At 75.1% G+C, this 24,135-nt stretch carries 15 protein-coding genes; 5 read left to right on the top strand and 10 right to left on the bottom strand.

Annotation, left to right across the window (positions count from 1 at the left end):
- Window positions 1–36: 36 nt before the first annotated feature.
- From ACFYSC_RS04210 to ACFYSC_RS04225, 4 genes are all read left to right on the top strand, one after another.
- The gene (locus ACFYSC_RS04210) at window positions 37–1,854 is read left to right on the top strand and encodes an IucA/IucC family protein (RefSeq protein WP_389956422.1); all 1,818 of its coding nucleotides are present in this window, start codon (window positions 37–39) and stop codon (window positions 1,852–1,854) included.
- The gene (locus ACFYSC_RS04215; protein ID WP_389956424.1) at window positions 1,848–3,425 is read left to right on the top strand and encodes an IucA/IucC family protein; all 1,578 of its coding nucleotides are present in this window, start codon (window positions 1,848–1,850) and stop codon (window positions 3,423–3,425) included. The genes ACFYSC_RS04210 and ACFYSC_RS04215 overlap by 7 nt, the downstream gene beginning before the upstream one ends.
- Window positions 3,422–4,642 carry an alanine racemase gene (locus tag ACFYSC_RS04220; protein WP_389956427.1) on the top strand — a complete coding sequence of 407 codons (1,221 nt, stop codon included), beginning with the start codon at window positions 3,422–3,424 and terminating at the stop codon, window positions 4,640–4,642. The genes ACFYSC_RS04215 and ACFYSC_RS04220 overlap by 4 nt, the downstream gene beginning before the upstream one ends.
- A gap of 85 nt (window positions 4,643–4,727) precedes the next feature.
- Entirely contained in the window at window positions 4,728–5,930 is a 1,203-nt protein-coding gene (locus ACFYSC_RS04225) for an erythromycin esterase family protein (protein WP_389956430.1), read from the top strand.
- A 45-nt stretch (window positions 5,931–5,975) separates the two neighbouring features.
- Here ACFYSC_RS04225 and ACFYSC_RS04230 read toward each other — a convergent pair whose 3' ends face one another.
- From ACFYSC_RS04230 to ACFYSC_RS04240, 3 genes are read right to left on the bottom strand one after another with little or no spacing between them, the layout of a single operon-like run.
- Window positions 5,976–7,514 (bottom strand): FAD-dependent monooxygenase, encoded by a 1,539-nt coding sequence (locus ACFYSC_RS04230; protein ID WP_389956432.1) that lies wholly within the window; start codon window positions 7,512–7,514, stop codon window positions 5,976–5,978.
- A 1-nt stretch (window position 7,515) separates the two neighbouring features.
- Window positions 7,516–8,787: an erythromycin esterase family protein gene (locus ACFYSC_RS04235; RefSeq protein ID WP_389956435.1), complete on the bottom strand. Its 1,272-nt coding sequence runs from the start codon at window positions 8,785–8,787 to the stop codon at window positions 7,516–7,518.
- A gap of 54 nt (window positions 8,788–8,841) precedes the next feature.
- Window positions 8,842–9,450, bottom strand: coding sequence for a CatB-related O-acetyltransferase (locus ACFYSC_RS04240; protein WP_389957922.1), 609 nt, complete (start codon window positions 9,448–9,450; stop codon window positions 8,842–8,844).
- Window positions 9,451–9,705: 255 nt separating this feature from the next.
- Here ACFYSC_RS04240 and ACFYSC_RS04245 point away from each other — a divergent pair, with 255 nt between their 5' ends.
- A complete protein-coding gene (locus ACFYSC_RS04245; protein WP_389956438.1) occupies window positions 9,706–10,317 on the top strand; it encodes a TetR/AcrR family transcriptional regulator in 612 nt (203 codons plus the stop codon).
- A gap of 98 nt (window positions 10,318–10,415) precedes the next feature.
- On the opposite strand, the gene ACFYSC_RS04250 is transcribed toward ACFYSC_RS04245, so the two are convergent.
- The 7 genes from ACFYSC_RS04250 to ACFYSC_RS04280 all read right to left on the bottom strand — a co-directional run bounded on the left by ACFYSC_RS04250 (window position 10,416) and on the right by ACFYSC_RS04280 (window position 24,128).
- Window positions 10,416–14,099, bottom strand: a complete 3,684-nt coding sequence (locus tag ACFYSC_RS04250; protein WP_389956441.1) for an ATP-dependent helicase — start codon at window positions 14,097–14,099, stop codon at window positions 10,416–10,418.
- A 118-nt stretch (window positions 14,100–14,217) separates the two neighbouring features.
- Complete coding sequence (locus ACFYSC_RS04255; protein ID WP_389956443.1) at window positions 14,218–17,610, bottom strand: ATP-dependent helicase; 3,393 nt, start codon at window positions 17,608–17,610, stop codon at window positions 14,218–14,220.
- Between the two features lie 360 nt (window positions 17,611–17,970).
- Window positions 17,971–20,877, bottom strand: coding sequence for a CDP-glycerol glycerophosphotransferase family protein (locus ACFYSC_RS04260; protein WP_389956445.1), 2,907 nt, complete (start codon window positions 20,875–20,877; stop codon window positions 17,971–17,973).
- A 68-nt stretch (window positions 20,878–20,945) separates the two neighbouring features.
- Window positions 20,946–21,272 carry an MGMT family protein gene (locus ACFYSC_RS04265; RefSeq protein ID WP_389956448.1) on the bottom strand — a complete coding sequence of 109 codons (327 nt, stop codon included), beginning with the start codon at window positions 21,270–21,272 and terminating at the stop codon, window positions 20,946–20,948.
- A complete protein-coding gene (locus ACFYSC_RS04270) occupies window positions 21,260–21,628 on the bottom strand; it encodes a hypothetical protein (protein WP_362939289.1) in 369 nt (122 codons plus the stop codon). Before ACFYSC_RS04270 ends, ACFYSC_RS04265 begins: the two co-directional genes overlap by 13 nt.
- A gap of 134 nt (window positions 21,629–21,762) precedes the next feature.
- On the bottom strand, window positions 21,763–23,187 hold the full coding sequence (locus tag ACFYSC_RS04275; RefSeq protein WP_389956451.1) for a S8 family serine peptidase: 1,425 nt from the start codon (window positions 23,185–23,187) through the stop codon (window positions 21,763–21,765).
- Entirely contained in the window at window positions 23,181–24,128 is a 948-nt protein-coding gene (locus ACFYSC_RS04280; RefSeq protein ID WP_389956454.1) for a hypothetical protein, read from the bottom strand. The genes ACFYSC_RS04275 and ACFYSC_RS04280 overlap by 7 nt, the downstream gene beginning before the upstream one ends.
- Between the last annotated feature and the right edge of the window lie 7 nt (window positions 24,129–24,135).

Genomic DNA, 24,135 nt, shown 5'->3' on the forward strand with positions numbered 1-24,135 from the left:
GTGAGCGGTGCGCGCCCGGTGAGAGGAGGGCACGGCATGGACGGCGAGCACCGCGCGGGCGGGGCCGGCGGGCGGGAGCCGTACCTGGCGGCCCGGGTCCTGAACGCGCTGCTGCGCGAGGACTACGGCGGTCTGGCCGGACGGGTCACGCGGAGCAGGGACGGCGTCGTGCTGCTGCTGCCCACCGGGCGGCAGGTACGGCTGGCGGCGGGGTCGCCGTTCCAGGACTTCGTGGTCGCCCCGCAGGAGGCGCTGCGCCTGGCGGAGGTCCTGCACGCGCTGCGGGAGGTCTCCGCGCCCGCGGACGCGGCCGGGGTGGAGGCGTTCGCCCGGGAGTGCGGGGAGGCGCTGCGCGCCCTCGAACTCCACGACGCCCACCGCGAGGAGGTGCTGGCCCGCCTCGCCCGCCGTACCCCGGTGGGCCGGCGGACCGGCGGCGGGCGGCTTCCGGACGGACGCGGCGACGGCCCCGGCGGGCGGGTCCCCGTCGGTGTCGGCCCCGGATCGGGGACCGGGACCGGAGCGGGAGCGGGGACCGGCCCCCGGGCGGAGGCGGACGCCGGGCGGCTCGACGCGGTGCGCTACGAGGCGCTGGCCGCCTTCGTGGACCACCCGGTCTACCCGACAGCGCGCTGCCGGACCGGGCTGACCGACGAGGAGCTGGTGGCCTACGCGCCGGAGTTCGCGCCCGCCTTCGAGCTGCGCTGGGCGGCCGTGCCCCGGGAGCGGGTCACCGGGGCGGCACTGCCGTGCGCGCCGGAGTTCCCCGCGGTCGGGCTGCCCGGCGAGCTAGCCGGGACGCACGTGCTGTTCCCCGTCCACCCGCTGACGGCCCGCGCGGTCGAGGAGATCCCGTGGACGGTCCTGGCGCCGGAACCGTACCTCGAGGTCCGGCCGACGCTCTCGACGCGCACGGTCGCGCTCGACCGGCGCGCGCACCTGAAACTGCCGCTGACCACCAGCACGCTGGGGCTGCGCAACCGGCGGTCGATCAAGCCGGAGACGCTGGCCGACGGGGCGCGGGCCGAGCTGCTGCTGCGCCGCATGCCGGACCCGCGGGTGCTGCTGGCCGACGAGCAGACCCACGCCCACGCCGGGCACGAGTACCTCGGCTGGATGCTCCGCCGCCACCCGGCCGGGGAGATCGTCCCGGTGGCCGCGCTGCCCGCTCCCCTGCCGGGCGGCGGGCTGGTCGCCGAGGAGCTCGCCGGGCGGTGGTACCGGGGGGAGGCGGCGGAGATGCTCCAGGACTACCTGCGCCTGCTGTTCTCCTACAACGTGCGGCTCTTCGTCCGGTACGGCACCGCGCTGGAGGCCCACCAGCAGAACCTGTCGCTGGTGTTCGGCGACGGACCGGCCAGGCTGCTGGTCAAGGACTACGACGGCCTGCTGACCTCCCCGGGGCGGCTGCGGGCGGCCGGGATCGAGGTACCGGACTTCGCCGACGAGCGGATGCTGACCGACGACCCGCACGCGCTCGCCGACGTGTTCGTGACCATCACCCTGCACCTGGCCGCGACCGCGGTGACATCCGGGGTGCTGCCGCCCCCGCGGGCGTTCCGGCTGGTCCGTGACGCCCTGGCCGAGGCTCTCGACGAGCACGGCTACGACCCCATGGCCAGGCTGCTGCGGGCCAGGACCCTCGACGCCGCCCGGCTGGTCGGCAAGTCGATGGTCACCGCCGGGACGCTGGTGGACAGGACCCGCACCGGGGCGCGCGACGTGAACAAGTTCTACGGCACCAGCGGCCCCAACTACCTGCGCCAGATCCCCGCCGGCCCCCCGGCTCCCCGCGACGGCTCCACCCGTGACGGCTCCTCCCGTGGCGCGGCCGGGAGAAGGGCGCCGTGTTGACCGGCCTCGCGCTCACCTCCCCGGCCGCCGCCGCCGAGGAGGCGTCGCTGGCCGCGCTGCTGCGCTGCTGCGTCCGGGAGGTGGCCGGGCCGCGCGGGCTGGTATGGCACGCCGAGCCGTACGTGCTGCTGCGGGTGGCGGGCACCCTGCTGCGGGCCCGGACGTACGGCGGGCTGGCGCTGCGGTTCGACGGGCCGCCGGAGCGGCTGGACGAAGGGCGCTGGCGGCCCCTGTCGGTGGACCTGCTGGTCCGGCTCGTCGAACGGGAGCTGGGCGAGACCGCGGACGCGGCGAACGAGGAGTTCGCGACCCAGGTGGGGGCGAGCCGGGAGGCCATGGCGGCACTGGTCGCCGCCCGCCGGGACGTCCCGCCCCCGGCCGACCCGTGGCTCGCCTCGGAGCAGGGGCTGGTCTTCGGCCACCCGTTCCACCCCAGCCCGAAGGCGCGCGGCGACGCGGGCTGGCTGCGGCACGCCCCGGAGGCGCACGCGAGCTTCCCGCTGCGGCTGCTCGGGGTGCGCGACGACGTGCTGGCCGGGGCGGGCAACACCGGTCCGCTCGACGGGCTGGGCGCCGCGCCGCCGGGCTACACCCTCCTGCCCGCGCATCCGTGGCAGCTCGACCTGCTCGCGGCGGAGCTGGCCGCCCCGCTGGCCGACGGGAGGCTGACGGACCTGGGAAGCGCCTCGCGGGCGTCGGTCCCCACCTCGTCGGTCCGGACGGTCTACGAGCCGGGGATCGACCGCTGCCTGAAGTTCAGCCTGGACGTGCGGATCACCAACTGCGTCCGGAAGAACTCCTGGTACGAGCTGGCGGGCGCGGTGGAGCTGACCCGGCGCCTCACGCCGGTGTTCGCCGGCCTGGCCGAGCGGTTCCCCGGCACCCGGTGGCTGCCCGAGCCGGGCTACCGCTCCGCGGCCCTGGGCACCCGGCTGCTGGAGGGGCTGAGCGTGATCGTCCGGGCGAGCCCGTGGTCGGTCTGCCGTCCGGGGGTGACCCCGCTGCTGAGCGGCGCGCTGGCCGCCGCCGGCGACCGGCCCGCCGACCCCGCGCGGTGGTGGCGGGCCTACGTGGAGCGCGTCGCGCCGCCGGTGCTCGACGCCTACCTGACCCACGGCGTGGTGCTGGAGGCCCACCTGCAGAACGTGCTCGTCGGCGTGGACGCGGCCGGGCTTCCGGTGGAGGCCGTCTTCCGCGACATGGAGGGCGCCAAGCTCGTCGCCGGCCGTCACGACCTCGCCGGACTGCCGGGTGAGGTCGCCGCGGCGCTCACCTACGACGAGGAGGGGGGCTGGAACCGGGTGGTCTACTGCCTGATGGTCAACCACCTGCCGGAGATCGCCGCCCGGCTGGCCGGCCCCGACCCCGGCGCGGCGCGGGAGCTGTGGGCCGTGGCCGGGGAGGTGCTGGCCGGGTACGCCGGGTCGCGGGGCCGCCCGCGCCGGCTGTCGGACCTCCTGGCGGGCGCCCCGCTGCCCGCCAAGGCCAACCTGTCGGTCCGGTGGGCCCGCGCCGCCGACCGCCGCGCCGGGTACGTGCCGGTCGCCAACCCGCTGGCGATGGTCTCGTGACGGCCGCCGTCCCGCCGTACGGCCCGGCGCCCGCCGATCAGACCCCGGTCCCGGTCCCGGCTCCGGCTCCGGACGGTGCGGGAGCGACCCCGGAGCCGGACCGCGGCGGCCCGCCGTACGGCCTGGCGACCGCTGACCTGCCCGCCTACGTCTACGACCTCGCCGCGCTCGACGGGCACGCCGCCGCGGTGCGGGCCGCGCTGCCGGGGATCGAGCTGTACTACGCGGTCAAGGCCAACCCCGACGCCGAGCTGCTGAGGGTGCTGGCCCGGCACGTGGACGGCTTCGAGGTCTCCTCGGCGGGCGAGCTGGCGCACGTCCGGAGGCTCTTCCCGGACGTGCCGACGGCCCTCGGCGGTCCGGGCAAGACCCGGGCGGAGCTGTCCGCGGACGTCACCCGGCTGCACGTGGAGAGCCCCGGCGAGCTACGGCGGCTCCTGGCCTCCGGCCGCCGCGCCGACGTGCTGCTGCGGGTCAACCTCGACGTGCCGGTGGGCGGGGCGTCCCTCGCCATGGGCGGCGGCGCGACGCCGTTCGGCATGGACCCCGCCGACGTCGCCCGCTGCGCGGCGGCGCTGGAGGGGCAGGACAGGGTGCGGCTGCGCGGCGTCCACGCCCACCTGGCCAGCGGGCTCGCCGCCGCCGACCTGCTGCGGCTGGCCGGGACCGTGCTGGAGTACGCCCGCGCGCTCGGGGTGACGGAGGTCAACCTCGGCGGCGGCATGGCGGTGTCCTACGCCGACCCGGACGACCGCTTCGACTGGTGCTCCTACGGCGAGGGCCTGGCGCGGCTGCGCCGTCCGGGCGAGGTACTGCGGGTCGAGCCGGGACGGTCCCTGACCGCCTACTGCGGGCGGTACGTGACGCGGGTGCTCGACGTCAAGCGGGTTCACGGCGAGCTGTTCGCCGTGGTCGCCGGGGGCACCCACCACCTGCGCACCCCCGCCGCCAAGGGGCACTCCCAGCCGATGGCCCCGCTGCCGCCGGGCGAACCGGTCACGATCGCCGGGCAGCTGTGCACACCCAAGGACGTCCTCGCCCGCCGGGCGCCGGTCGCGCTGGCCCCCGGCGACGTCGTGGAGTTCACCATGGCGGGCGCCTACGCCTGGAACATCTCCCACCACGACTTCCTGATGCACCCGCCGCCGTCGTTCCGCTATCTGGGCCGGGCGGCGGTCCGGGACGGCCACCGGAGCGGCCGCCATGCCGAGGGGTGACCCACCGTTTTGAAGGTTTCATCTCGTGATGCCGGGCGCCTCGGGGAAAAGTCCCAACCGGGAGTTCAAAGATAGCGTCGAAGGCATGGTCAACGACATGAAAGACGCCGCCCACGCCGTCGACGCCGCCGCCGTCATGGGCCTGCTCCCCGCCCGGCCGCGGGTGCTCGCGCTGGGCGAGCCCACCCACGGCGAGGACGTCCTGCTCGACGTGCGCAACGAGCTCTTCCGGCAGCTCGTCGAGCGGGAGGGCTACCGGACGATCGGGATCGAGAGCGACTGCCTGATGGGCCTGGTCGTGGACGACCACGTCACCTCGGGCACCGGCACCCTCGACGAGGTCATGGAACGCGGCTTCAGCCACGGGTGGGGAGCCGCCCCGGGCAACCGTGAGCTCGTGCGCTGGATGCGCGAGTACAACGAAGGCCGGTCGCCGTCCGAGCGGGTGCGCTTCGCCGGTCTCGACGGCCCGCTGGAGATCAGCCACGCCGCGAGCCCCCGCCAGGCCCTCACCGCGCTCCACGGCCACCTCGCGGCCCGGGTGGACGCGGACCTGCTCCCCTGCGACGCGGAGACGCTCGACCGCCTGCTCGGCGCCGACGAGCGGTGGGCGAACCCCGCCACGATGATGGACCCCTCCGAGTCCGTGGGACGGTCGGCCGAGGCCGGGGAGCTGCGGCTGATCGCCGACGACCTGGTGGCGCTGCTCGACGCGCAGACCCCGCACCTCGCCGAGACCTCCTCACGGGAGGAGATGGAGCGGGCCCGCCTGTACGGGCGCGCCGCCGTCGGTCTGCTGCGCTACCACCACTGGATGGCCGACACCTCGCCGGGCCGCATGGCGCGGCTGCTGGGCCTGCGGAGTTCGATGATCGCCGCCAACGTCCTCGCCGTCGCCGAGCGGGGCCCGGCGCTGGTCCACGCCCACAACCTTCATCTCCAGCCGGGCAGGAGCGTGATGCGGATGGGGGACGCGCCGTTCGAGTGGTGGAGCTCCGGCTCGATCTTGAGCGCGCGCCTGGGCGGGGAGTACGCCTTCCTGGCCACGGTCCTCGGCACGATCCGGCACCGGGGAGTGGACGCCCCGCCCCCGGACACCGTCGAAGGACTCCTGTACACGCTCCCGGAGGAGCGCCTCCTTCTCGACCCCCGCCGGCTGACCGCCGTCCTCGGCGACGCGCCACCCGCCCCCCGCGTCTCCCCCTGGTTCGGCTACATCCCGATGAACCCGGCCCACCTGGCCGGGACCGACGGGATCGTGTTCGTCAGGGACCTCCCACCGAGCTAGGATTCCCCGGCCTCCGGGGCGGGGATCGCCGATGCCCGGGCCGCGTCAGGGTGTGCCGAACCAGGTGGAGAGCGCCTCGCGCAGCGCGGGTACGGCGGTGCCGGCGGGCTCATCGACGGGTGCGGCCCAGGCGATGTGGGCGTCCGGGCGGATCAGCAGGGCGTCGGCGGGCCGCCGGTCGGTCTTGGCGGTGTGGATGTCGACGCGCCGTCCCCAGTCGCGGGCGGCCTCGCGCAGATCCGTACGGCCGGCGAGGTCGAGGAGGACGGGCCGGGCGGGGTGCAGGAGTCCGGCGACGCCGGTGATCCCCCGGTCGGTGTGCAGGGTGAGGTCGGGGGCGAAGGTTCCGGCCAGCGGGTGGTGGCCCGAGCCTGGCATGGGGTAGCGGATGTCGGTTCCGGCGACGAGTGCTCCCATGCGGCGCAGCGGTTGTTCGTCGGCGAGCAGTTCGGAGAACACTTCGCGCAGTGCTTCGGCGGCCTCGTCGTGCCCGCGTCGCAACGCCACCTGGGCCCGGGTGTGCAGCATGGTACGGGCGCCGGCGAGGTGGCGTTCGTCGTGGTAGGTGTCCAGCAGGCCGCCCGGCGCCCGGCCGTGGAGTTCCGCGGCCAGTTTCCAGGCCAGGTTGACCGCGTCCAGCAGGCCGGCGTTGAGCGCCACCCCGGTGGCGGGGAACAGATGCGCGGCGTCACCGGCCAGCAGGATGCGCCCGGCCCGGTAGCGCTCGGCCTGGTGGGCCTTGAAGGTGAAGCGCGACAGCCGCGTCGATCCGGCCAGGGGCAGGTGCGCGCCGAGTACGCGGTGGATGCTGTCCTGAAGCTCGGTCAGCGTCATCGGGACGTCGTCGTCGTACTCGGTGCTCTCGTCCTCGATGGTGTAGAGGGAGACGCTCCGGGCGCCGGGTGAGGAGCCGACGCCGAGCAGGCCCCGGTCCGTGCGGGTGAAACCCGCGCGGACCGTGCCGAAGCCGGGGACGTCGAGATCGCCGTTGTCCAGCACGGTCACCTCGTCGGGCAGGGTGACCTGGGCCAGCCGGTTGACCTCCGGGTAGGTGACGCCGGGGAACGGGATGCCGGCCCGGTCCCGGATCCCGCTGCGCGCGCCGTCACAGCCCACCAGGTAGCGGGCGTTCACCTGGTACGGACCGTCCGGGCCCCGCACGTCCACCGTCACCGCGGTGTCGTCCTGGCTCACCCCGGTGACCTCGTGCCCGCGCCGGACGTCCACGCCGAGCTCGCCGGCGCGTTCGTCGAGCAGCCTCTCCAGCGACTGCTGCGGCAGCGGCAGCGCGTGCAGCGGCGGATCCGCCATCCGGGTGAAGTCCAGATGCACCCCGCCGAACGGGAACCGGGGCGCCGGGACGGGGCCGGTGCAGGCCGCCTGGAAGCGTTCCAGCAGGCCACGGTAGCGCAGCAGCTCCAGGATCTGCCCGCCGAGACCTCCGGCCTTCGGGGTGTCGCGGCGGTGCGGGTGCCGCTCCAGCACCAGCGGCCGCACCCCGGCCAGGCTCAGTTCACCCGCCAGCATCAGGCCGGTCGGGCCGGCTCCGACAATGATCACGTCGGCGTTCTTCATGTGTCGCATCTCAGTCCTCGATGTCGGCGACGGTGGAGACCGGGGTGGTGAGGACGGCGTCGAACGCGTCCAGGACGGGCGTGTGCAGGTAGGCGCTCTGGATCCGGTAGCGGTCGGGGCCGGGGGTCTCGCGGGGCGCCCTGCGGAGGTCGGCGATGCTCAGTCCGAGCCCGGCCTCGGCGAAGGCGGCCTCGACGCTTCCCGGCTCGGGCGGCTGCAGCTCGGTGTCCTCGATGGTGAAGCCGAAGCGCGCGTCCTCGTCGGGACGCATGTCGGCGGTGTGCCCGGCGGGGCTGGTCAGGGCGAGGGCGACGTAGTCATCGCCGAGCGCATGGTGAAGGTGCTGTCCCATGGGCAGCCCGGTGAGATGGCCGTCGAAGGAGACCGGCGTCTTCTGGATGTGGGCGTTGTGGGCCGCCAGCACGACGCGGGCGGCGGGGCCGAGGCGTTCCAGGTGCCACAGAACCGACCCGGCCATGTAGACGTCCCTGGCCGAGGTGTCGGCGGTCAGGCCGGTGCCGGCGAACAGGCCGGCCATGGCGCGGAAACCGTAGTCGGCGGCGCAGGCGGCCTCAAGGCGGCGCAGGGCGATGTCGTAGCCCTCCCGGCCGGTGCGGGAGACGTACAACGGCTCGACGGCGCGGAAGCGGATGAGCAGCCGCATCAGGGTCGCGCTGAGGGCGTCCTGCTCGGCGGCGGTCAGGCGGGTCCAGGCCGGTGCGGCCGAGGCCGCGGAGGCGCCGGCGAACGACTCGGCGATCCGCATCGCCTCCTGGATCATCGGGAGGACCTCGGGATCGGCCTCGCGCAGGTAGTCGGCGACCGGGGCGAGCGCGGGCAGCAGGGACCCACCGGCCGCCGGGACGTCGATCCCGGCGAAACGCACCGGCACCCTGGCCGAGGCGTTGTGCCGGCGCATCCAGCGCAGCGGTTCGCCGACCCCGACCGGGATCGCCTCGGCGAGCCGGGCCCGCAGCTCGTCGTCGGGGCCCTCGCCCTGGGCCCAGGCGTCCAGCGGGAACCCTTCGCTGAAGCCGTACTCGAAGGCCAGGACGGTGAAGCCGCAGCGTTCGGCCAGGAACCGCAGGATGCGCCTGCGCATGAGCGAGAACTCGGTGATGAAGTGGGAGTTCTCACCGATCGCGACGACGCGGGCCGCTCCGACGAGTTCGCGCAGCGGCTCCAGGTCGTCGAGCGGCGCCTCCGGGTCGAGGTGGGTGAGCGGGGCGGCGTGGTCGCCGAGCCAGTCGGTGAACGAGCCGGGATGGGACGGAGCAGACATCGGGCAACTCGATTCTGTGGTGAAGGGGATGTCAACGGCGGGTGGGAGCAGCGGTCACATCCGCGCGGGCGCCGCCTTCTCCAGGTCGTCGACGCTGCCGGACATGATCGTGCGGATATGAGCGGTGATGTGCTCCAGCGGCCAGTCCCACCAGGCCAGGGCCAGGAGGCGCGCGATGTCGGCGTCACTGTGGCGGCGGCGGATGAGCCTGGCGGGGTTGCCGCCGACGACGCCGTAGTCGGGGACGTCCTCGACGACGACGGCGCCCGAGGCGATGATCGCGCCGTGGCCGATGCGGACGCCGGGCATCACCGTGGAGCGGTAGCCGAACCAGACGTCGTTTCCCACCACGGTGTCGCCCCGTCCGGGCAGGCCGGTGATGAGGTCGAAGTGCTCGGCCCAGGAGCCGCCCATGATCGGGAAGGGGAACGTCGAGGGGCCGTCCATGCGGTGGTTGGCGCCGTTCATGATGAACCGCACCCCCTCGCCCAGCGCGCAGAACCTCCCGATGACCAGCTTCTCCGGCCCGTAGTGGTACAGCACGTTGCGGGTCTCGAAGGCGGCCGGGTCGTCGGGGTCGTCGTAGTAGGAGAACTCCCCGGCCTCGATCAGCGGCGAGGTGATGAGGGGCTTCAGCAGCACCAGGCGCGGCTGGCCGGGCATGGGGTGCACCACGGTCGGGTCGGCGGGAACGGGTATCACGAGAGCATCGTCTTTCCGATGAGGTGGTGAGGAACGTCAGACCCGGTCAACCGGGCGTCGGACGCGCCGGGGTGGGGCGCACCCGCTCGCGGTCCCTGGGGACGGGCTTCAGCCTGACCGTTCTTATCTGTACGGAACGTACCGTACCGATGGAATGATTTCCAAGCCAGGATCCAATGTCAAGTACGGACCGTTCCGTACCGATAAAGTGGCGGCATGACCGACACTCCCCACCGTCGCGGCGCCGACCGGACCGAGGCCATCATGCGGACCACACTGGAACTCGGCCAGGAGATCGGCTACGCGAAGCTGAGCATCGAGGCGGTCGCGGCCCGCGCGGGTGCCAGCAAGCAGACCATCTACCGCCGATGGCCGTCCAAGGGAGCCCTGCTGCTCGACTCGCTGTTGTCGCTGAACGAGCCCGGCCTGGACTACCCCGACACCGGCGACCTCGTCACCGACCTGCGCACGCAGATCTACGCGGCCGTCGACCTGCTGGGCAGGCCGCCCTTCGGACCCCTGTTCAAGGCCCTGGTCGGCGAGGCCCAGCACGATCCCCGGATCGCCGCCACGCTCAACGAGCGCTTCATCACCCCGCAGGCGGACAAGACCGTCGCCCGGCTGAAGACGGCCCGCGACCGGGGCCAGCTGTCGCCCGCATTCGACCTCGACCTGGCGATGGCGGTCCTGTCCGGCCCGCTGTACTTCCAGCTCCTGATCACCCAGGAGCAACTGACCCATGAGTACGTCGACCGGATCCTCGACGCCCTCCTCGCCGGGATGAGGCCCCGGCCCCAGGCCGGCCGGGAGCTCCCCGGAGCCCGGTGAGTCCTGACGCCCCGCCGCGCCCACGGCGGCCGTCGTCTCCGCCGGTCGCCGGACACGCCGGGTCCTCCGCGAACACCGCGGAGACCCGGGGCGGAGTGTCAGCCGATGGCGGGGACCGACTCGATGAGGGCGGCCAGGCCGCGCTCGTCGAGGAGGTCGGCCGGGCGGACGGTCTCGTTGGACCTGACGTAGTGGAACGCGGCGCTCACCGCCGGCAGGGGGACGCCGGCCAGGTGGGACCAGGCCAGGCGGTAGGCGGCGAGCTGCACCGACGCGGACGTCTCCGCCTTCCGGCCCTCGGGGCGGCGGCCGGTCTTCCAGTCGACGACCTCGTAGTGGCCGTCCGGGGTCTGGAACACCGCGTCCATCCGGCCCCTGACCAGCCGGTCGGCGATCATCGTCTCGAACGGCACCTCGACCTCGATCGGCTCCCGGGAGGCCCACTCGCTCTCCTCGAACCGGGCGCGCAGCTCCTCCAGGCGGGCGTCGGCCTCCTCGAAGCCGTCGTCGAAGGCGCCGGGCAGGTCGAGTTCGTCGATCAGCCGCTGCTGGCCCCAGCGGGACTCCAGCCAGCTGTGGAAGGAGGTGCCTCTGCGCGCCAGCGGCGCGGGCCTCCGCGGCACGGGACGGCGGATCCGCCGGGCCAGGGCCTTGGGGTCGGAGGCCAGCGTGACCAGGGAGGAGACGGTCAGGTGGGTGGGCAGCTCGACCCGGCCGCCGCCGCGCCGCCGGTTGGTCTCCCGCTCCCTGAGCAGCAGCTCGGTGTCGCGCGCCCACGCCCTGGCCCGTTCGCGGTCCCAGCCGCGCAGTTCGGCGAGGGTCCTGGCGTGCCGGTTGCCCGGGTCGTCCCCGAACCCGGCGAGGTGGGCGGCCTGGTCGGCGATGGTCACCGCCGCGTCCTCCCGCGCGTCCGGGGATGACGCCGCGAGCCCTCCGCCGGAACTCTCCGTAACACCCGGGGCCCCCGCGGCCTCCCCGGCCTCCCCGGCCTCTGCGGACTCCGGATCCGCCGGGGCGGCGCCGCCGGAGGCGTCCCACGCGTCCTCCGGGACGTCCCAGGGGGCGTCCGGGAAGGGGACCTCCTCGTCCTCCGGTGGGAGGGGGATGTCGCCGAGCGGCACGTACGGGTCCGCCGTACCGGCTTCGGAGCCGCCCGTCGTACCGGGCCCGCCCGCCGTACGGCCGGACGGGTCCGCGGGGGCGTCGCCGCCGGTGAGGGCGGCGAGGGCGGCCTCGACCAGGGTGGCGCCGTCGAGAACGGCCGCGTAGCGCGCGTCGTCGGGGCTGACCGGCCAGGCCGACTCGGCGGGTTCGGCGAGCAGCGGGTTGACGGCGTCCTCGGCCGCCTCGGGCGCCCAGGCCGCCACCCGGCCGCAGGTGTCGCGGATCTCCAGCAGGAACTCGGACGGCAGGAGCGGCTTGGACCCGGTGCCCCAGCGGTAGCCGGAGGCGATCAGCAGGTAGTGGGCGCGGGTCACCGCGACGTAGGCCAGGCGGCGCTCCTCCAGCAGGTCGCGGTCGCGGCAGCGCTCGTCGAAGTCGCCCAGCTCCTCCTTCGACAGCCCGGTCAGCCGGGGCAGGTCCGAGGCGTCGCCGCGCAACGGGTAGGGCAGCTTGCGGGCGTTCTCCGTCCACCGGGGACTGGTCGTCGGACGGGCCGGGAAGATCGTTCCCACGGTGAGCGTCCCGGCCTTGGACAGCGCCTGCGACATTCCGGGCACCACGACGACCGGCCACTCCAGGCCTTTGGAGGCGTGGACGGTCATCAGCTTCACGCTGTTGCTCTCGCCCACCCGGCCTGCGTCCAGGCCGTTCTCCTCCTCGTCGGCCGCCTTCAGGAACGCCAGGAAGGCCCCCAGCGTCGGGTCCTCGGAGTCCCCGGCGAACCGGGCGGCGGCGTCGAGGAACGCGTCGAGGTCGGCGCGGGAGGCGAACGGGCCGACGGCCGTCCCCCGGGCCGCCACCTCGATGTCCAGGCCGAGCCTGCGCTCGATCTCGGCGATCAGGTCGGGCAGCGGCTGACCGGTGTGGGCGCGCAGGGTCCGCAGCTCCTGGGCCATGGCGAGCAGCCGCACCCGGGCCAGCGGCGAGAACGCCTCCTGCCACTCGGGGCGTTCGGGCAGCTCGTCGAGGGCGTCGACCAGGCTGCCGCGCTCCTCGGCGAGGTCGGCCACGACCTGGTCCAGCGGATCGGACCCGGCGGACGGGCCCTCGGACTCCTCCCGGTGCTCGCGGTTCAGCTCGCGCGCCCGGTCGCCCAGCTCCTTGAGGTCGGCCGGGCCGATCCGCCAGCGCGGACCCGACAGCAGGCGCACCAGGGCGTCGCCCGCCGACGGGTCGTAGACCACCCGCAGCGTGGCCACCACGTCGGCGACCTCCGGTACGGCGAGCAGCCCGCCCAGGCCGACCACCTCGACCGGGATGCCGCGGGCCTCCAGCGCCCGGCGCAGCGCGGGGAACTGCGACCGTTTGCGGGCCAGGATCGCCACGTCGTGGGGTTGCAGGCACTGCGGGCCGCCCCAGGCGCTCTGCTTGGCCTTCCTGCGCTCGCCGTCGCCCCACGGCAGGCCGTCGGGCGCGCTCTCGCCGCCCAGCAGCCGTGAGATCTCCGCGGCGACCCACTCGGCCTCGTCGTCGGCGGTCTCGTGGAAGGCGCACGTCACCCGGCCGCGCTGGACGCGGTTGCCGCCCGGGACCAGCACCGGCACGTCCCGCGACTCCATCCGGAGCGGGAGCTGCACCCGGGCCGCGACGTCCAGCACGGCGTCGCCGTTGCGGAAGCTGACCGACAGGAACCTGACCGGGGCCGGCTCCCCGGAGGGGGTGCGGAAGTCGCGGGGGAAGCGGCTGAGGTTGCCCGACGACGCGCCGCGCCAGCCGTAGATGGACTGGCAGGGGTCGCCCACGGCGGTCACCGGGTGACCGCCGCCGAACAGCGCGCGCAGCAGGACGAGCTGGGCGTGGCTGGTGTCCTGGTACTCGTCCAGCAGGACGACGGCGAACCGGCCCCGCTCGATCTCCCCGACCTCGGGGTGGCCGGAGGCGATCCGGGCGGCCAGCGCCATCTGGTCGCCGTGGTCGACGACCTCGCGCCGCCGCTTGAGCCTGCCGTACGCCTCCACCAGCGGCAGGAGCTGCTCGCGGGCCCGCTGGGTGACCAGCGGGCGGCGCTGGGCCAGGGTGGGCGAGCCGGGCAGCTCTCCGTAGCGGTCGGTGAGCCAGGCGCCGACCTCCCGCACGTCCGCCGGGGTCCGCAGGTGCTCGGCCAGCTCGCCGGCCAGCTCCAGCACCGCCCGGGTGACGGTGGCCGGGCCCCACTCGATCTGCTCCATCGGCCCGTCGTAGCCGCTGACCACCCGCTGGGCGAGCTGCCAGGAGACGGCCGGGCTGATCAGGCGCATGGTCGGCTCCAGCGCCTCACGCAGGGCGTGGTCGGTGACCAGCCGGGCCGCGTAGGCGTGGTACGTCGAGATCGTCGGCTCGCCCTCCAGCAGCTCGGCGGGGACCTGCGCGGCGGCGACCAGGCCGGCCAGGCGCTCGCGGACCCGGTGGGCCAGCTCGCCCGCGGCCTTGCGGGTGAAGGTCAGGCCGAGGATCTGGTCGGGGCGGACCAGGCCGTTGGCCACCAGCCAGACGACCCGCCCCGCCATGGTCTCGCTCTTGCCGGACCCGGCGCCCGCGACGACGACCATCGGCTCCAGACCGGCCTCGATCACCGCGGCCTGCTCCGGGGTCGGGGGGAGGACGCCCAGCTTCTCGGCGAGCTGGATCGGGCTCAGCACGCGGCGCCCCCGCGCGGTACGGCCCGGCCGGGCGCGACGCGGCGCTCCCGGACACGGCACGGCGTGGCGCGGGACGCCGGGGAACGGCGCGGCGCGGCCCCGCGCCGGGTGGTACGGCTCAGCACACCTGGTCTCCGTTCTTGCTGACCGGGCAGCTCGACCGCACGGCGCACGTACGGCAGCCGTCGTTGACCTTGGCCTGGAAGAACGGACCCGACATGCCGGTCGCGACGGTCTCGACCATGTCGCGGGCCCAGCCGGGGTCGGCGTCCTCCGCCAGGGGCCGCTGGATCTGCTCCTTGGCGTCCTTCTTGCCCGCCGCGTCGCCCACCTGGACCAGGGCCGCCCCGCCGGGCTCGGTCATCCCGTGCCGCTGGAAGGCGCCCAGCAGCGCGGCGAGCTGGTACACCCCGAGCTGGGGGTGGCGGTCCAGGTCGGCGTCCTTGGGGCCGTTCTTGCCCGTCTTGATGTCGATGATCACCGCCCGGCCGTCGGCGTCGCGCTCGACGCGGTCGACCCGGCCCTTGATCTGCACGCCGTCGGCGAGCGTGGCGACGAACGCCTCCTCCAGGCCGACCAGCTCGCGGGGGTTCTCCCGGTGCCAGCGCAGGAACTTGGCGACCATCTCCTCGGCCACCCGGCGCTGCTTGCGGTTGTACCAGAGGCCGCCGAAGTCGAGCTCGCCCCAGACGTCGTCCAGGCGCTTGCCCAGCGTCTCCTCGCTCGGCATGCCGGTCGCGGCCAGCACGGCCAGGGCGTGCACGACCGTGCCCAGGCCCCGGGCCGCGTCGGTGCCGCCCGCGCCGACGGAGGTCTCCAGCAGCCAGCGCAGGCCGCACTTGGTGAAGTTCTCCACCGCCGAGGGCGAGATGCGCACGATGCCGTCGGGCCAGTTCAGCGGGCGGTCGTCGGAGACCGGGGTCAGGGCGTACCACTCGTCGGGGTGCGCGCCGGGAACCCCGGCGACGGCGAGCCGGGCCAGGTGCTCGGCGGCGGCCCTGCGCAGCGGGGCGGGCCGGGTCGAGTCGGTCACCGCCGAGCGCAGGTCGGCGACCAGCGCCGACATGCTCAGCCAGCGGGAACGCTCGTCGATCCCGACGTCCTCGCCCGAGCCGGGCACCAGCTCGGTGAGGAACCGGGAGGGGCGCTCCTCGCTGTCCTCCCCGCCGACGGCGGTGACGACGAGCCGCTTCCTGGCCCGGGTCGCCGCGACGTAGAACAGGCGGCGCTCCTCGGCCAGCACCTGGGAGGTCAGGGCTGCGGCGACGGCGGACGGGCTCTCGTTCTCGGAGCCGCGGGCCCGGGCGACCATGTCGTCGGTGCGCAGGACCGGGCCGTGCGGCCGCAGGTCGGGCCAGACGCCCTCCTGGACGCCGGCGACGACCACCACGTCCCACTCCAGGCCCTTGGATCGGTGCGCGGTCAGGATGCGCACCGAGTCGGCGTCGGGGGCGCGCTCGGCGAGGGAGTCTCCGGGGATCTCCTGGGAGACGAGGTCCTCCACGAACACCTCGACGCCGGCGTGCGGGAGCCGGTCGACGAACTTGGCCGCGTGGTCGAACAGCGCCACCACCGCGTCGAGGTCACGGTCGGCCATGGCGCCCCGGAACCCGCCCGAGAGGCTCGTCTCGGTCCACTTCTCGGCCAGGCCGGTGGTCTTCCAGACGGTCCACAGCACGTCCTCGGCGGTGCCGCCGCGCCGTACGGCCTCGGTGGCGCCGGCGATGAGGCGGGCCACCCGCTCGGCGGGCAGCGCCACGTGCGGCTCGACCCGGACCAGCTCCCGGGAGTCCTTGAGCGCGGCGACGAGGAGCTCACCGGACGAGCGGGGCGCCGGCGCCTCGCGCTCCTCCAGCGGGATCGGGAGCCCGTCCCCCTCCGGCGCGTCGGCGTCGCCGTCCCGCGGACCGGTCGCGCCGCCGCCGGGCAGGTCGCCGTCGGGCGTCGTGCCGCTCCGGACCACGTCGTCACGCGCGTCGCCACCGGGCACGTCATCGCCGGACGCGTCATCGCCGGACGCGTCATCGCCGGGGACGTCGTCCTCGCGGGACGGGTCGTCGCCGGGGGCGTCGTCGTCACGGGGCAGGTCGCCACCGGGGACGTCGCGTTCGTCGGGGTGGAGCAGCGCCTCGTGCTCGGCGATCCGCAGCGCCCTGCGCAGGCGGCGCACGCCGATCATGTCGGTGCCGCCGAGCGCGCCGGTCAGCAGCTCCTCGGCCATGGCCTCGTCGAGGTTCTCCGGGTGGAGCGCGACCTGGATCAGCCGGATCAGCGGCCGCACGCCGGGCTCCTGGAACAGCGGCACCTCCCCGCCGCCGACCACCGCCGGCACCCCGGCGCTCACCAGCGCGCGGCGCAGCAGCGGGAGCTGGCGGGTGGCCGAGCGGACCAGCACCGCCATCCTCGACCAGGGGACGCCGTCCAGCAGATGGGACCGGCGCAGCGTGTCGGCGACGACGGCGGCCTCCTGGGTCGCGCCGTCGGTCACCACGACCCGGACCTCGCCGGGGACGGCGTCCGGCAGGGCGCGCAGGTCACGGTGGTGGGCCGCGCCGCCGAGCGGGGAGGGCAGGCGGGCGGTGACGCGGCGGGTGGCCCGGAGCAGCTCCGGGCCGCTGCGGCGGCAGACGCGCAGCGCCAGGACGGGCGCCCCGGAGCCGTCGGCGCGGCGGAACCGGTCGGGGAAGTCCATGATCCCGCGCACGTCGGCGCCGCGGAAGCCGTAGATCGACTGGTCGGGGTCGCCGACCGCGACGAGGTCGCGGCCCTCCCCCGCGAGCTGCTGGAGCAGCAGTTCCTGGGCCGGGTCGACGTCCTGGTACTCGTCGACGAAGACGACGTCGTAGGCGGACCGCTCGCGCAGCCGCGCCTCGGGCTCGGCGAGCAGGGCGGCGGCGGCGCGGATCAGGTCGGCGTAGTCGAGCACCGGCTCGGCGTCGAGGTCGAACCGGGTGTGGTAGCGGTCGGCGAACCGCCCGGCGGCCACCCAGGAGGGGCGGCCGTGCGTGCGGCCCAGCTCGACGAGGTCGCGCCCGCCGAGGCCGATCTCGGTGGCGCGGGCCAGGAAGTCGCGCAGCTCCTGGGCGAAGCCGCGGGTGGCGAGGGCCTCGCGCATGTCCTCGGGCCACTGGAGGGCGCCGTCCTCCAGCTCGCCGTGGAGCAGCCGCCGGATCTCCAGCAGCTGCTCGGGGGCGGTCAGCACACGCGGCGGAACCCGTCCGGCGAGGACGGCCTCGCGGCGCAGCAGGGCGTAGGCGTAGGAGTGGAAGGTCATCGCCAGCGGGGTGCGGGTCGTACGGCGGATGCGGGCGGTGATGCGCTCGCGCAGCTCCTCGGCGGCCCTGCGGCTGTAGGTGAGGACCAGCACCCGCTCGGGGTCGGCGCCCCGCCGCTCGACCCGGTCGACGACGCTCTCCACGATCGTGGTGGTCTTGCCGGTGCCGGGTCCGGCGAGCACGAGCAGCGGGCCGCTCCCATGCGCCACCACCGCACGCTGGTGCTCGTCGAGCACGGGGGCAACAGCCTTCCCCGCGCCCTCACGACGTACCAGACGCCAACCCTGACCACTCACAACTCGTCATTCCACCAGATCCCGGACGATGATCGTGCCGAGTCGGCGCGAGTCGCACGGTGAAAGACGCCGCGGCGGCGGGCGGGCCGCCCGGAGGACCCCGCCGGACCTCGGAGGGGACGCTCCCCGGCAGCCGGGGGCCGTCGGAAATCTCACAGAATGTCTGAAGATCTCACCGGAGCCGGGACGCCGCGGGACACCGGAGCGCCCCGCGGGCCTTCCGGGCCGGATCCCACCGGCCCCGCCGGGGAACAGCGGGACCCGTGGACCGGGGCCTCACCGCGGCCCGGCCCCCGTGTGTCAGGAGCCGCCGAAGACGTGGTCCACCACCCGGCCGGTCGCCTTGCCGTCGTCGCGGGGCGCGTAGGTGCGGCGGAACCGCTCGTAGCGGTCGGCGTGCGCGGCGGCCACCTCGTCGATCGTCCGCAGCGCCTCCGTCACCTCGGCGGCGGTCGTCAGCAGCGGCCCGGGGACCTCGGCCGCGAGGTCGAGGTACAGGCCCCGCTTGGCCGAGTAGCGCTGCGCGTCGTAGGTGAAGAAGAGCATCGGACGGCCGGTCGCGGCGAAGTCGAACATGATGGCCGAGTAGTCGGTGATCAGCACGTCGGCGATCAACAACAGATCCGTCACTTCCGGATATGTCGTGACGTCCAGTGCGAGGTCGCGCGACACGTTCGGCGCCGCCTGCATCGGGTGTCCCCTGACCAGGAACGTGTGGCCCTCCCCGAGGACCCGCCGCGCCTCGGCGAGGTTCAGCTTCACCGAGGCGTTCCTGCGGTCGTAGTCGCGGAAGGTCGGCGCGTAGAGCACCACGGTGGAGCCCTCGGCGATGCCCAGCTCGCGCCGCACCCGCGCGGCGACCTCGTCCCGGTCGGGGGACGACAGCACGTCGTTGCGCGGGTAGCCGCTCTCCAGGATCTCCCCGCGGTAGCCGAACGCCTTGCGCAGGATCGGGGTGGCCCACGGGCTCTGCGAGATCAGCAGGTCCCAGCCGCGCACCTCGGCCGCCTGGCGGTGCCAGGCCGCCGGCTTCGGGTCACGCGACATGTGCGGCAGGTCGTTGCCCAGACGCTTGAGCGGGCTGCCGTGCCAGGTCTGCACGACCGTCTGGTCCTCACGGGCCCGGAACCACGGCGGCAGGAAGCCGTTGGCCACGACGTACCGGGAGCGCGCGAGCGCCGCGTAGTGCTCGCGGCTGCCGGAGCGGACCACCGTCGGGCGGATGTCCGGGCCGAAGCCCAGCTCGGCCGAGCCCGGCGGGACGAACGCGCCGTCCTTGACCACCCAGATGTGCTCGCGGTCGTCGCCGCGCCGTACGCGCTCCTCGTAGACCGCGCGGACGTTGCCCTCGTACTGGCGGCCGTCGTAGGAGACGTAGACGGTCGCGTCGGTCGGCTCCATGGCCCGCTGGGCGGGATAGAAGGTGCGCTGCAGCGCGTACAGGCCGCCGGCGCCCTTCTCGTCGTCGGGCACGTGCTCGGCGACGGTCAGCACGGGGACGTCGAACCGCGTGGAGACCAGGCGGTACTCCCGCCCGTCGCGGATCCTCGTCTCCTCGTCCAGCGAGCCGAGGAGGGCGTGGTCGGTGCGGACCGGCACGATCTTCCCGCCGGGGTCGCGGACCGCCATGCTCCAGGTGCCGCTCGCCAGCGAGACGGTCCCGGCGAAGCGGGGCATCGCGGCGGGCGCGAACCGCACCGTGAAGCGTTCGCCGTCACGTTCCAGCGGCACGGTGTGGATCAGGCCGGTGCGGTGCTTGAGGCTCAGCTCGACCGCGCCGGGAGCGGCGGGGTAGGTGCCGGCGAGGGTGAGCGTGCCGTCCGCGGACCAGGCCGCCTCGGAGACGACGGGGCGGACGCGCTGGGCGGAGACCGACACGCGGTCGCGCCGGTCGCCCAGCACGGTGATCTCCCGCTCGCCGATCACCGAGCGGCTCTCCGCGGCGCCGCCCAGCATCACCGGGGCCGCGGGCTCGCCCTTGGGCTCGACCCAGAGCCTGCCGCCGTCGCGCTCCTGCAGCAGGGACGGTACGGCGAGCGGCACGACGACGTCGGTGCCGCCCTCGACGGGGGTGAAGTCCGCGGCGATGCGGTGGCCGTCCAGCCGCGCGTTGCCCCTGGCGTGCTGCGTGCCGGGAAGGAAGACCCTCAGCTCCAGCCGGTCGCCGTCCAGCGTCACCCCGGTCAGCTCGGCCCGGGTGGGCTGCAGCGCGACCTGCAGGGCGCGGTCGGAGGTCCAGACCGGGCGGATCCACCGGCGGCCGCCGATGTCCAGGCCCGCGGGCCGCTCGGTGCGGCCGGTGGAGGGGCCGCGCAGCAGGCCGACGGCGCGGGCGCCGCGGCTCCAGATCACGATCTCCGCGCGCCACGTCGTGGTGTCGCGCACGACGGAACGGCGGCGCAGCAGCCGCCTGCCGCCGCGCAGCACGGTCCGCGCCCCGGCGCGCCAGCGCAGCGACCAGGGACGCAGCTCGGCGACGAAGCCGGACCAGTCGTAGTTGCAGCCCGCCTCGGCGGCGCCGTGGGTCGCCGAGGGGTCGAGGACGCGGCGGGTGCGCAGCCGTACGGGCGGCAGCCAGCGGGGACCGCGCAGCACGACGGTGGCGTGGTTGAAGCGGGGACCGCGGACCGACAGGCCCGCGAGGTAGGCGTGGCCGGTGATCCGCAGCCGTCCGCCCGACCAGGAGATGTCCTCGATCCGCGTGATCGGGACGAGGTCGGCGGCGCGCAGCCGGAACATGCTCTCCGGGAGCTCGTCCTGGAACGGCAGGTCGGCGTACCAGCGCATCTTCCTGCGGACCCGGCGCGACGGCTCGGCGCCCGCCGCGACGATCCTCTGGAGCGTGTCGCCCTCGATGAGATCGTCCGCCGCGCGGGTGTCGACCAGGTGGAAGGCGATCCTGCGAGCCACCGGCAGGTCGCGCTTGACCTTGGCGTCCACTCCGGCGAGGTACGGCTTGACGAGGGTGACGAACTCGCGCCTGCGGGCCGCGCCGCGCTTGACCGCGAGATCCAGCCGGGCGCCGAGCGGGCCAGCCAGGACCTCGGCGTCGAGCCGGCGGCGCTGGGCGGGCGTGAGCCCTTCGGCGAGCACCGTCGCCATCATCGATTCCAGGGGCTCCCCGCGATCGCAGAGATCCTGGACGACCTTCAGGCGGTCGGCGACGGGATCGCCGCCTGCCCGCGCGGGTGTGACGCCGGTGGCCATTGGGGGGAGGCACCGCCTTTCGGACAGATCGCTGTCCTACGCCATCGTAGTGGGCGCGCGGACGTCGATTACGCCCGATTTCTGGGCGTGCCATCCCATCTGGCCGTACGGATGTCCGCGCGGGAAGCCGAACCCCGCAGCGGGGTGCCCTCCCGGCGCCAGTGCTCCAGGCACCGCCGCTCGTGACCCGGCGGCGGGGTGCCGTCGGCGTGCACGACGCGCCACCAGGGCACGCCGCCGCCCCACAGGGACATCACCCGGCCGACCTGCCGGGGACCGCCCTCACCGAGATACTCGGCGACGTCGCCGTAGGACATGACCATCCCCGGCGGGATCCGCTCGACCAGGTCGAGCACCCGCTCGGCGTACGGTGTCGGGTGGCCTACCGGCTCCATGCGGCCGGTCCGGCGGCCAGGATCTCGTCGACCTTGCCGAACTCGTAGGACGCCGGGCCGTTCAGCTGCTCCAGACGGCCCTCGCGGATCGCGTAGGTCTCGCCGTCCTCGCCGACCAGGCTGGCGTTCAGCAGCGTCGAGACCCGGGCGAGCTGGGCCACGTGCCAGTCGGACCCGGGCGCGCCGGACAGGCCGCCGTCCCAGACCGCGACGGCGTGCAGGCCGTCGGCGTGGCGGGCCAGCACCTCGCCCTTCTCCTGTGAACCGCGGAACTCGAACCCCGCCTGCCCCAGCACAGTCGCGAGTTCCGCGAAGGCGAGAGGCGCCGGGCGCTCCACGCGCAACTCGTACCCCATGAGGGGCGACCTTAGCGAACCTTTGATCGCCTTCGTGCCGGAGATCCGAAGTTCGGACGGTACCGCGCACGAAGAGTGTCCGAACGGTGTCCAAACCGCGTTCGAATCGAGTTCGAACCGTCTCCTGGAGGCGCTCACCCCTCCGGTCCGCGCCGCGGTCCCGGCCACCCCGGCCGGCGCCGCCACGGAGGGCCGCCGGATCCGCCAGGACGGGCCGGTCCGCCCCGCCCCCCGGAGCCGGGGACGCCGCCCGGATCACCGGGGCCGCCCGATCCTCCGGAGCCGCTTCGGCCGGACGGCGCGGGCCGCCGGTTGAGCGCCACCGCGGCCCCGGCGAAGGCCAGCACCCCGGTCAGCAGGCCGGTGCCGTACAGCCACAGGCGCAGCGGGTCCGGGCCGGGCCGTTCCGGCGCCGGGGCCTGCGCGCCGGTGCCGAAGTGGTCGCCCGGAGGCCCCCCGGCCTCGGCGCGGACGCCCGCCAGCTCCCCGGCCCTGGTCAGCGCCGCCGCGGCGTCGACCACGCCGAACCCCACGTGGTCGTCGTATCCGGCGGTGGGCGGGGAGGCGGCGGTGGAGGTCAGGGCCCGCGACACGAGATAGGGCGGCAGATCCGGATATTTCGCTTTTATCAGGGCGGCGACCCCGGCCACCAGCGCGGTCGCCGCGCTGGTCCCCTCCGACGTGCCGTACCCGCCGCCCGGGAGCGCCACCGGCACGCCCACCCCCGGCGCGGCGACCGCGACCGACAGGTTGTCGCTGCTGAACGGCGCCGGCTCGCCTCGGGCGTCGACCGCCCCCACCCCGATGACCCCGGAGTATCCGGCCGGGAAGCTCCAGAAGGAGGTGCCGTGGCGCGCGGTGTAGGGGGATCCGCCGTCGTTCCCGGCCGCCGCGATCAGCACCACGCCCCGCGACAGGGCATAGGAGACGGCCTCGCGCTCGGCCCGGTGCGGCCCGTAGGCGCCCAGCGACATGCTGACGACCTTCGCCCCGTGGTCGGCGGCGTAGCGGATCGCGCGGGCCAGCGTGCTGTCGGCGCCCTGCCGCCGCTCCACCCTGGGCGGCGCGGCGGCGATCCCGCCCTCGCCGTCCTCGTCCTCGCGCGGGATCAGCGGCAGCGAGAGGATCCCGGCCTCCGGCGCGACGCCGAGCAGGCCGCCGTCGCCCTTGCCAGCCCCGGCGATGAGCGAGGCCATCGCGGTGCCGTGCATGCCCGGCTCGGGGCTGTCCTGGAGCACGCTCTCGGGGGATCCCATGTCGGGCCCGGAGACGACCCTGCCGCGCAGTTCGGCGACCCCGGCGTCCACCGCGCTGTCCACCACGGCGACGGTGACCCCCGCGCCCCGGGTGACCTTCCAGGCCCGCTCGACGTCGAGGACCCGCAGCACCCAGCGCTGGTCCCGGCGCACGTCCGCGGCGGCGGGCGGTACGGGGAGCAGCACGTCCGCGGCGGCCCGCGGCGCGGGGAGCGGCGCCTCCGCGGCGGCGGGCGGCGCGGGGACCAGCAGGAAGATCGCGGCCAGGGCGCCCGCCACCCGCGTCCGGCCCGGCCTCAGCACACGTTCCCCTGGGTGCACTGGGGAACGGCGCTGGGCTCGTCGCCCAGCGCCCGGGCGATGCGCCCGGCGACCGACTGCGCCACCGGCCACAGCTCGCTGTGCAGGATCTCCTCCGGCGCGACCGCCTCCCGGGTGCGCCCGTCGGCGTATCCGGCGGTGAGGAACACGACGTAGGGGCCCACCCCGATCCAGGCGTTGCGCTGGCGCTGGGCCGCGCCGAACAGTGCGGCGGCCGTGCCGGGGAACGCCACGGGCCGCACCCCCACCCGGTCGTCGACGGCCAGCCGGGAGGTGGCCGCCATCCGCCGCTCCTCGTCGCCGAGGACGGCGACGCCGACGGTGATGACGAAGGTCGAGGTCTGGTCGGCGTAGGTGGCCCGCAGCAGCGTGCGGCAGCCCTGCTCGGCGAGGGTCGCGCCGACCGGGGCGTCGGTGCCGGCCCGGCAGGGGACCTCGGGCGCCAGGCCGATCCGGCGGGCGTACTGCTGCGCCCCGCCCAGGCCGACGTACTGCAGCTCGGTGGGGAAGACCAGGGTCGCCGGCCAGGTGTGCCAGCGCCCGGCGATCTCGTCCTTGACGTAGCGGTCCTGCTCGGCGGGGGTGAGGGGGCGCGATCCGCTCTCGTGGACCAGCCCGGCCGCGCCGATCAGCACGTCGGTCATGGCGATGACCAGGATCAGCCCGGCCAGGAGCAGGAAGACCGCGCGGAACCGCACTCCCTGTTCCAGGGCCGCCAGCGCGGCGCGCTCGGTGGCGGCCCGGTCGCGGGACGCGGCCGGCCAGGGGCGGACCCGCCGGGGGACGGCCGGGGCGGAGGCGGGAGCCCGCCGTCCTCCGGCCGCGGACGTCCGGGAGCCGGGCGGCGGCCACCCGCCGCGGGCGCCGGACGCCGGGGCCGTCAGGCGCCGCCGCGGCTCCTGCGAACCCCCGGGCATCGACATACTTCGA

The organism is Streptosporangium sp. NPDC004379 (genome assembly GCF_042873875.1).
In the GTDB taxonomy this organism is placed as follows: Bacteria; Actinomycetota; Actinomycetes; order Streptosporangiales; family Streptosporangiaceae; genus Streptosporangium.

Bases quoted from the DNA above. Each gene is read 5' to 3' on its own strand.
- ACFYSC_RS04210 (WP_389956422.1), top strand. From the start codon at position 37: ATGGACGGCGAGCACCGCGCGGGCGGGGCCGGCGGGCGGGAGCCGTAC.
- ACFYSC_RS04225 (WP_389956430.1), top strand. From the start codon at position 4,728: ATGGTCAACGACATGAAAGACGCCGCCCACGCCGTCGACGCCGCCGCC.
- ACFYSC_RS04230 (WP_389956432.1), bottom strand. From the start codon at position 7,514: ATGCGACACATGAAGAACGCCGACGTGATCATTGTCGGAGCCGGCCCG.
- ACFYSC_RS04235 (WP_389956435.1), bottom strand. From the start codon at position 8,787: ATGTCTGCTCCGTCCCATCCCGGCTCGTTCACCGACTGGCTCGGCGAC.
- ACFYSC_RS04240 (WP_389957922.1), bottom strand. From the start codon at position 9,450: ATGCCCGGCCAGCCGCGCCTGGTGCTGCTGAAGCCCCTCATCACCTCG.
- ACFYSC_RS04245 (WP_389956438.1), top strand. From the start codon at position 9,706: ATGACCGACACTCCCCACCGTCGCGGCGCCGACCGGACCGAGGCCATC.
- ACFYSC_RS04260 (WP_389956445.1), bottom strand. From the start codon at position 20,877: ATGGCCACCGGCGTCACACCCGCGCGGGCAGGCGGCGATCCCGTCGCC.
- ACFYSC_RS04265 (WP_389956448.1), bottom strand. From the start codon at position 21,272: ATGGAGCCGGTAGGCCACCCGACACCGTACGCCGAGCGGGTGCTCGAC.
- ACFYSC_RS04270 (WP_362939289.1), bottom strand. From the start codon at position 21,628: ATGGGGTACGAGTTGCGCGTGGAGCGCCCGGCGCCTCTCGCCTTCGCG.
- ACFYSC_RS04280 (WP_389956454.1), bottom strand. From the start codon at position 24,128: ATGTCGATGCCCGGGGGTTCGCAGGAGCCGCGGCGGCGCCTGACGGCC.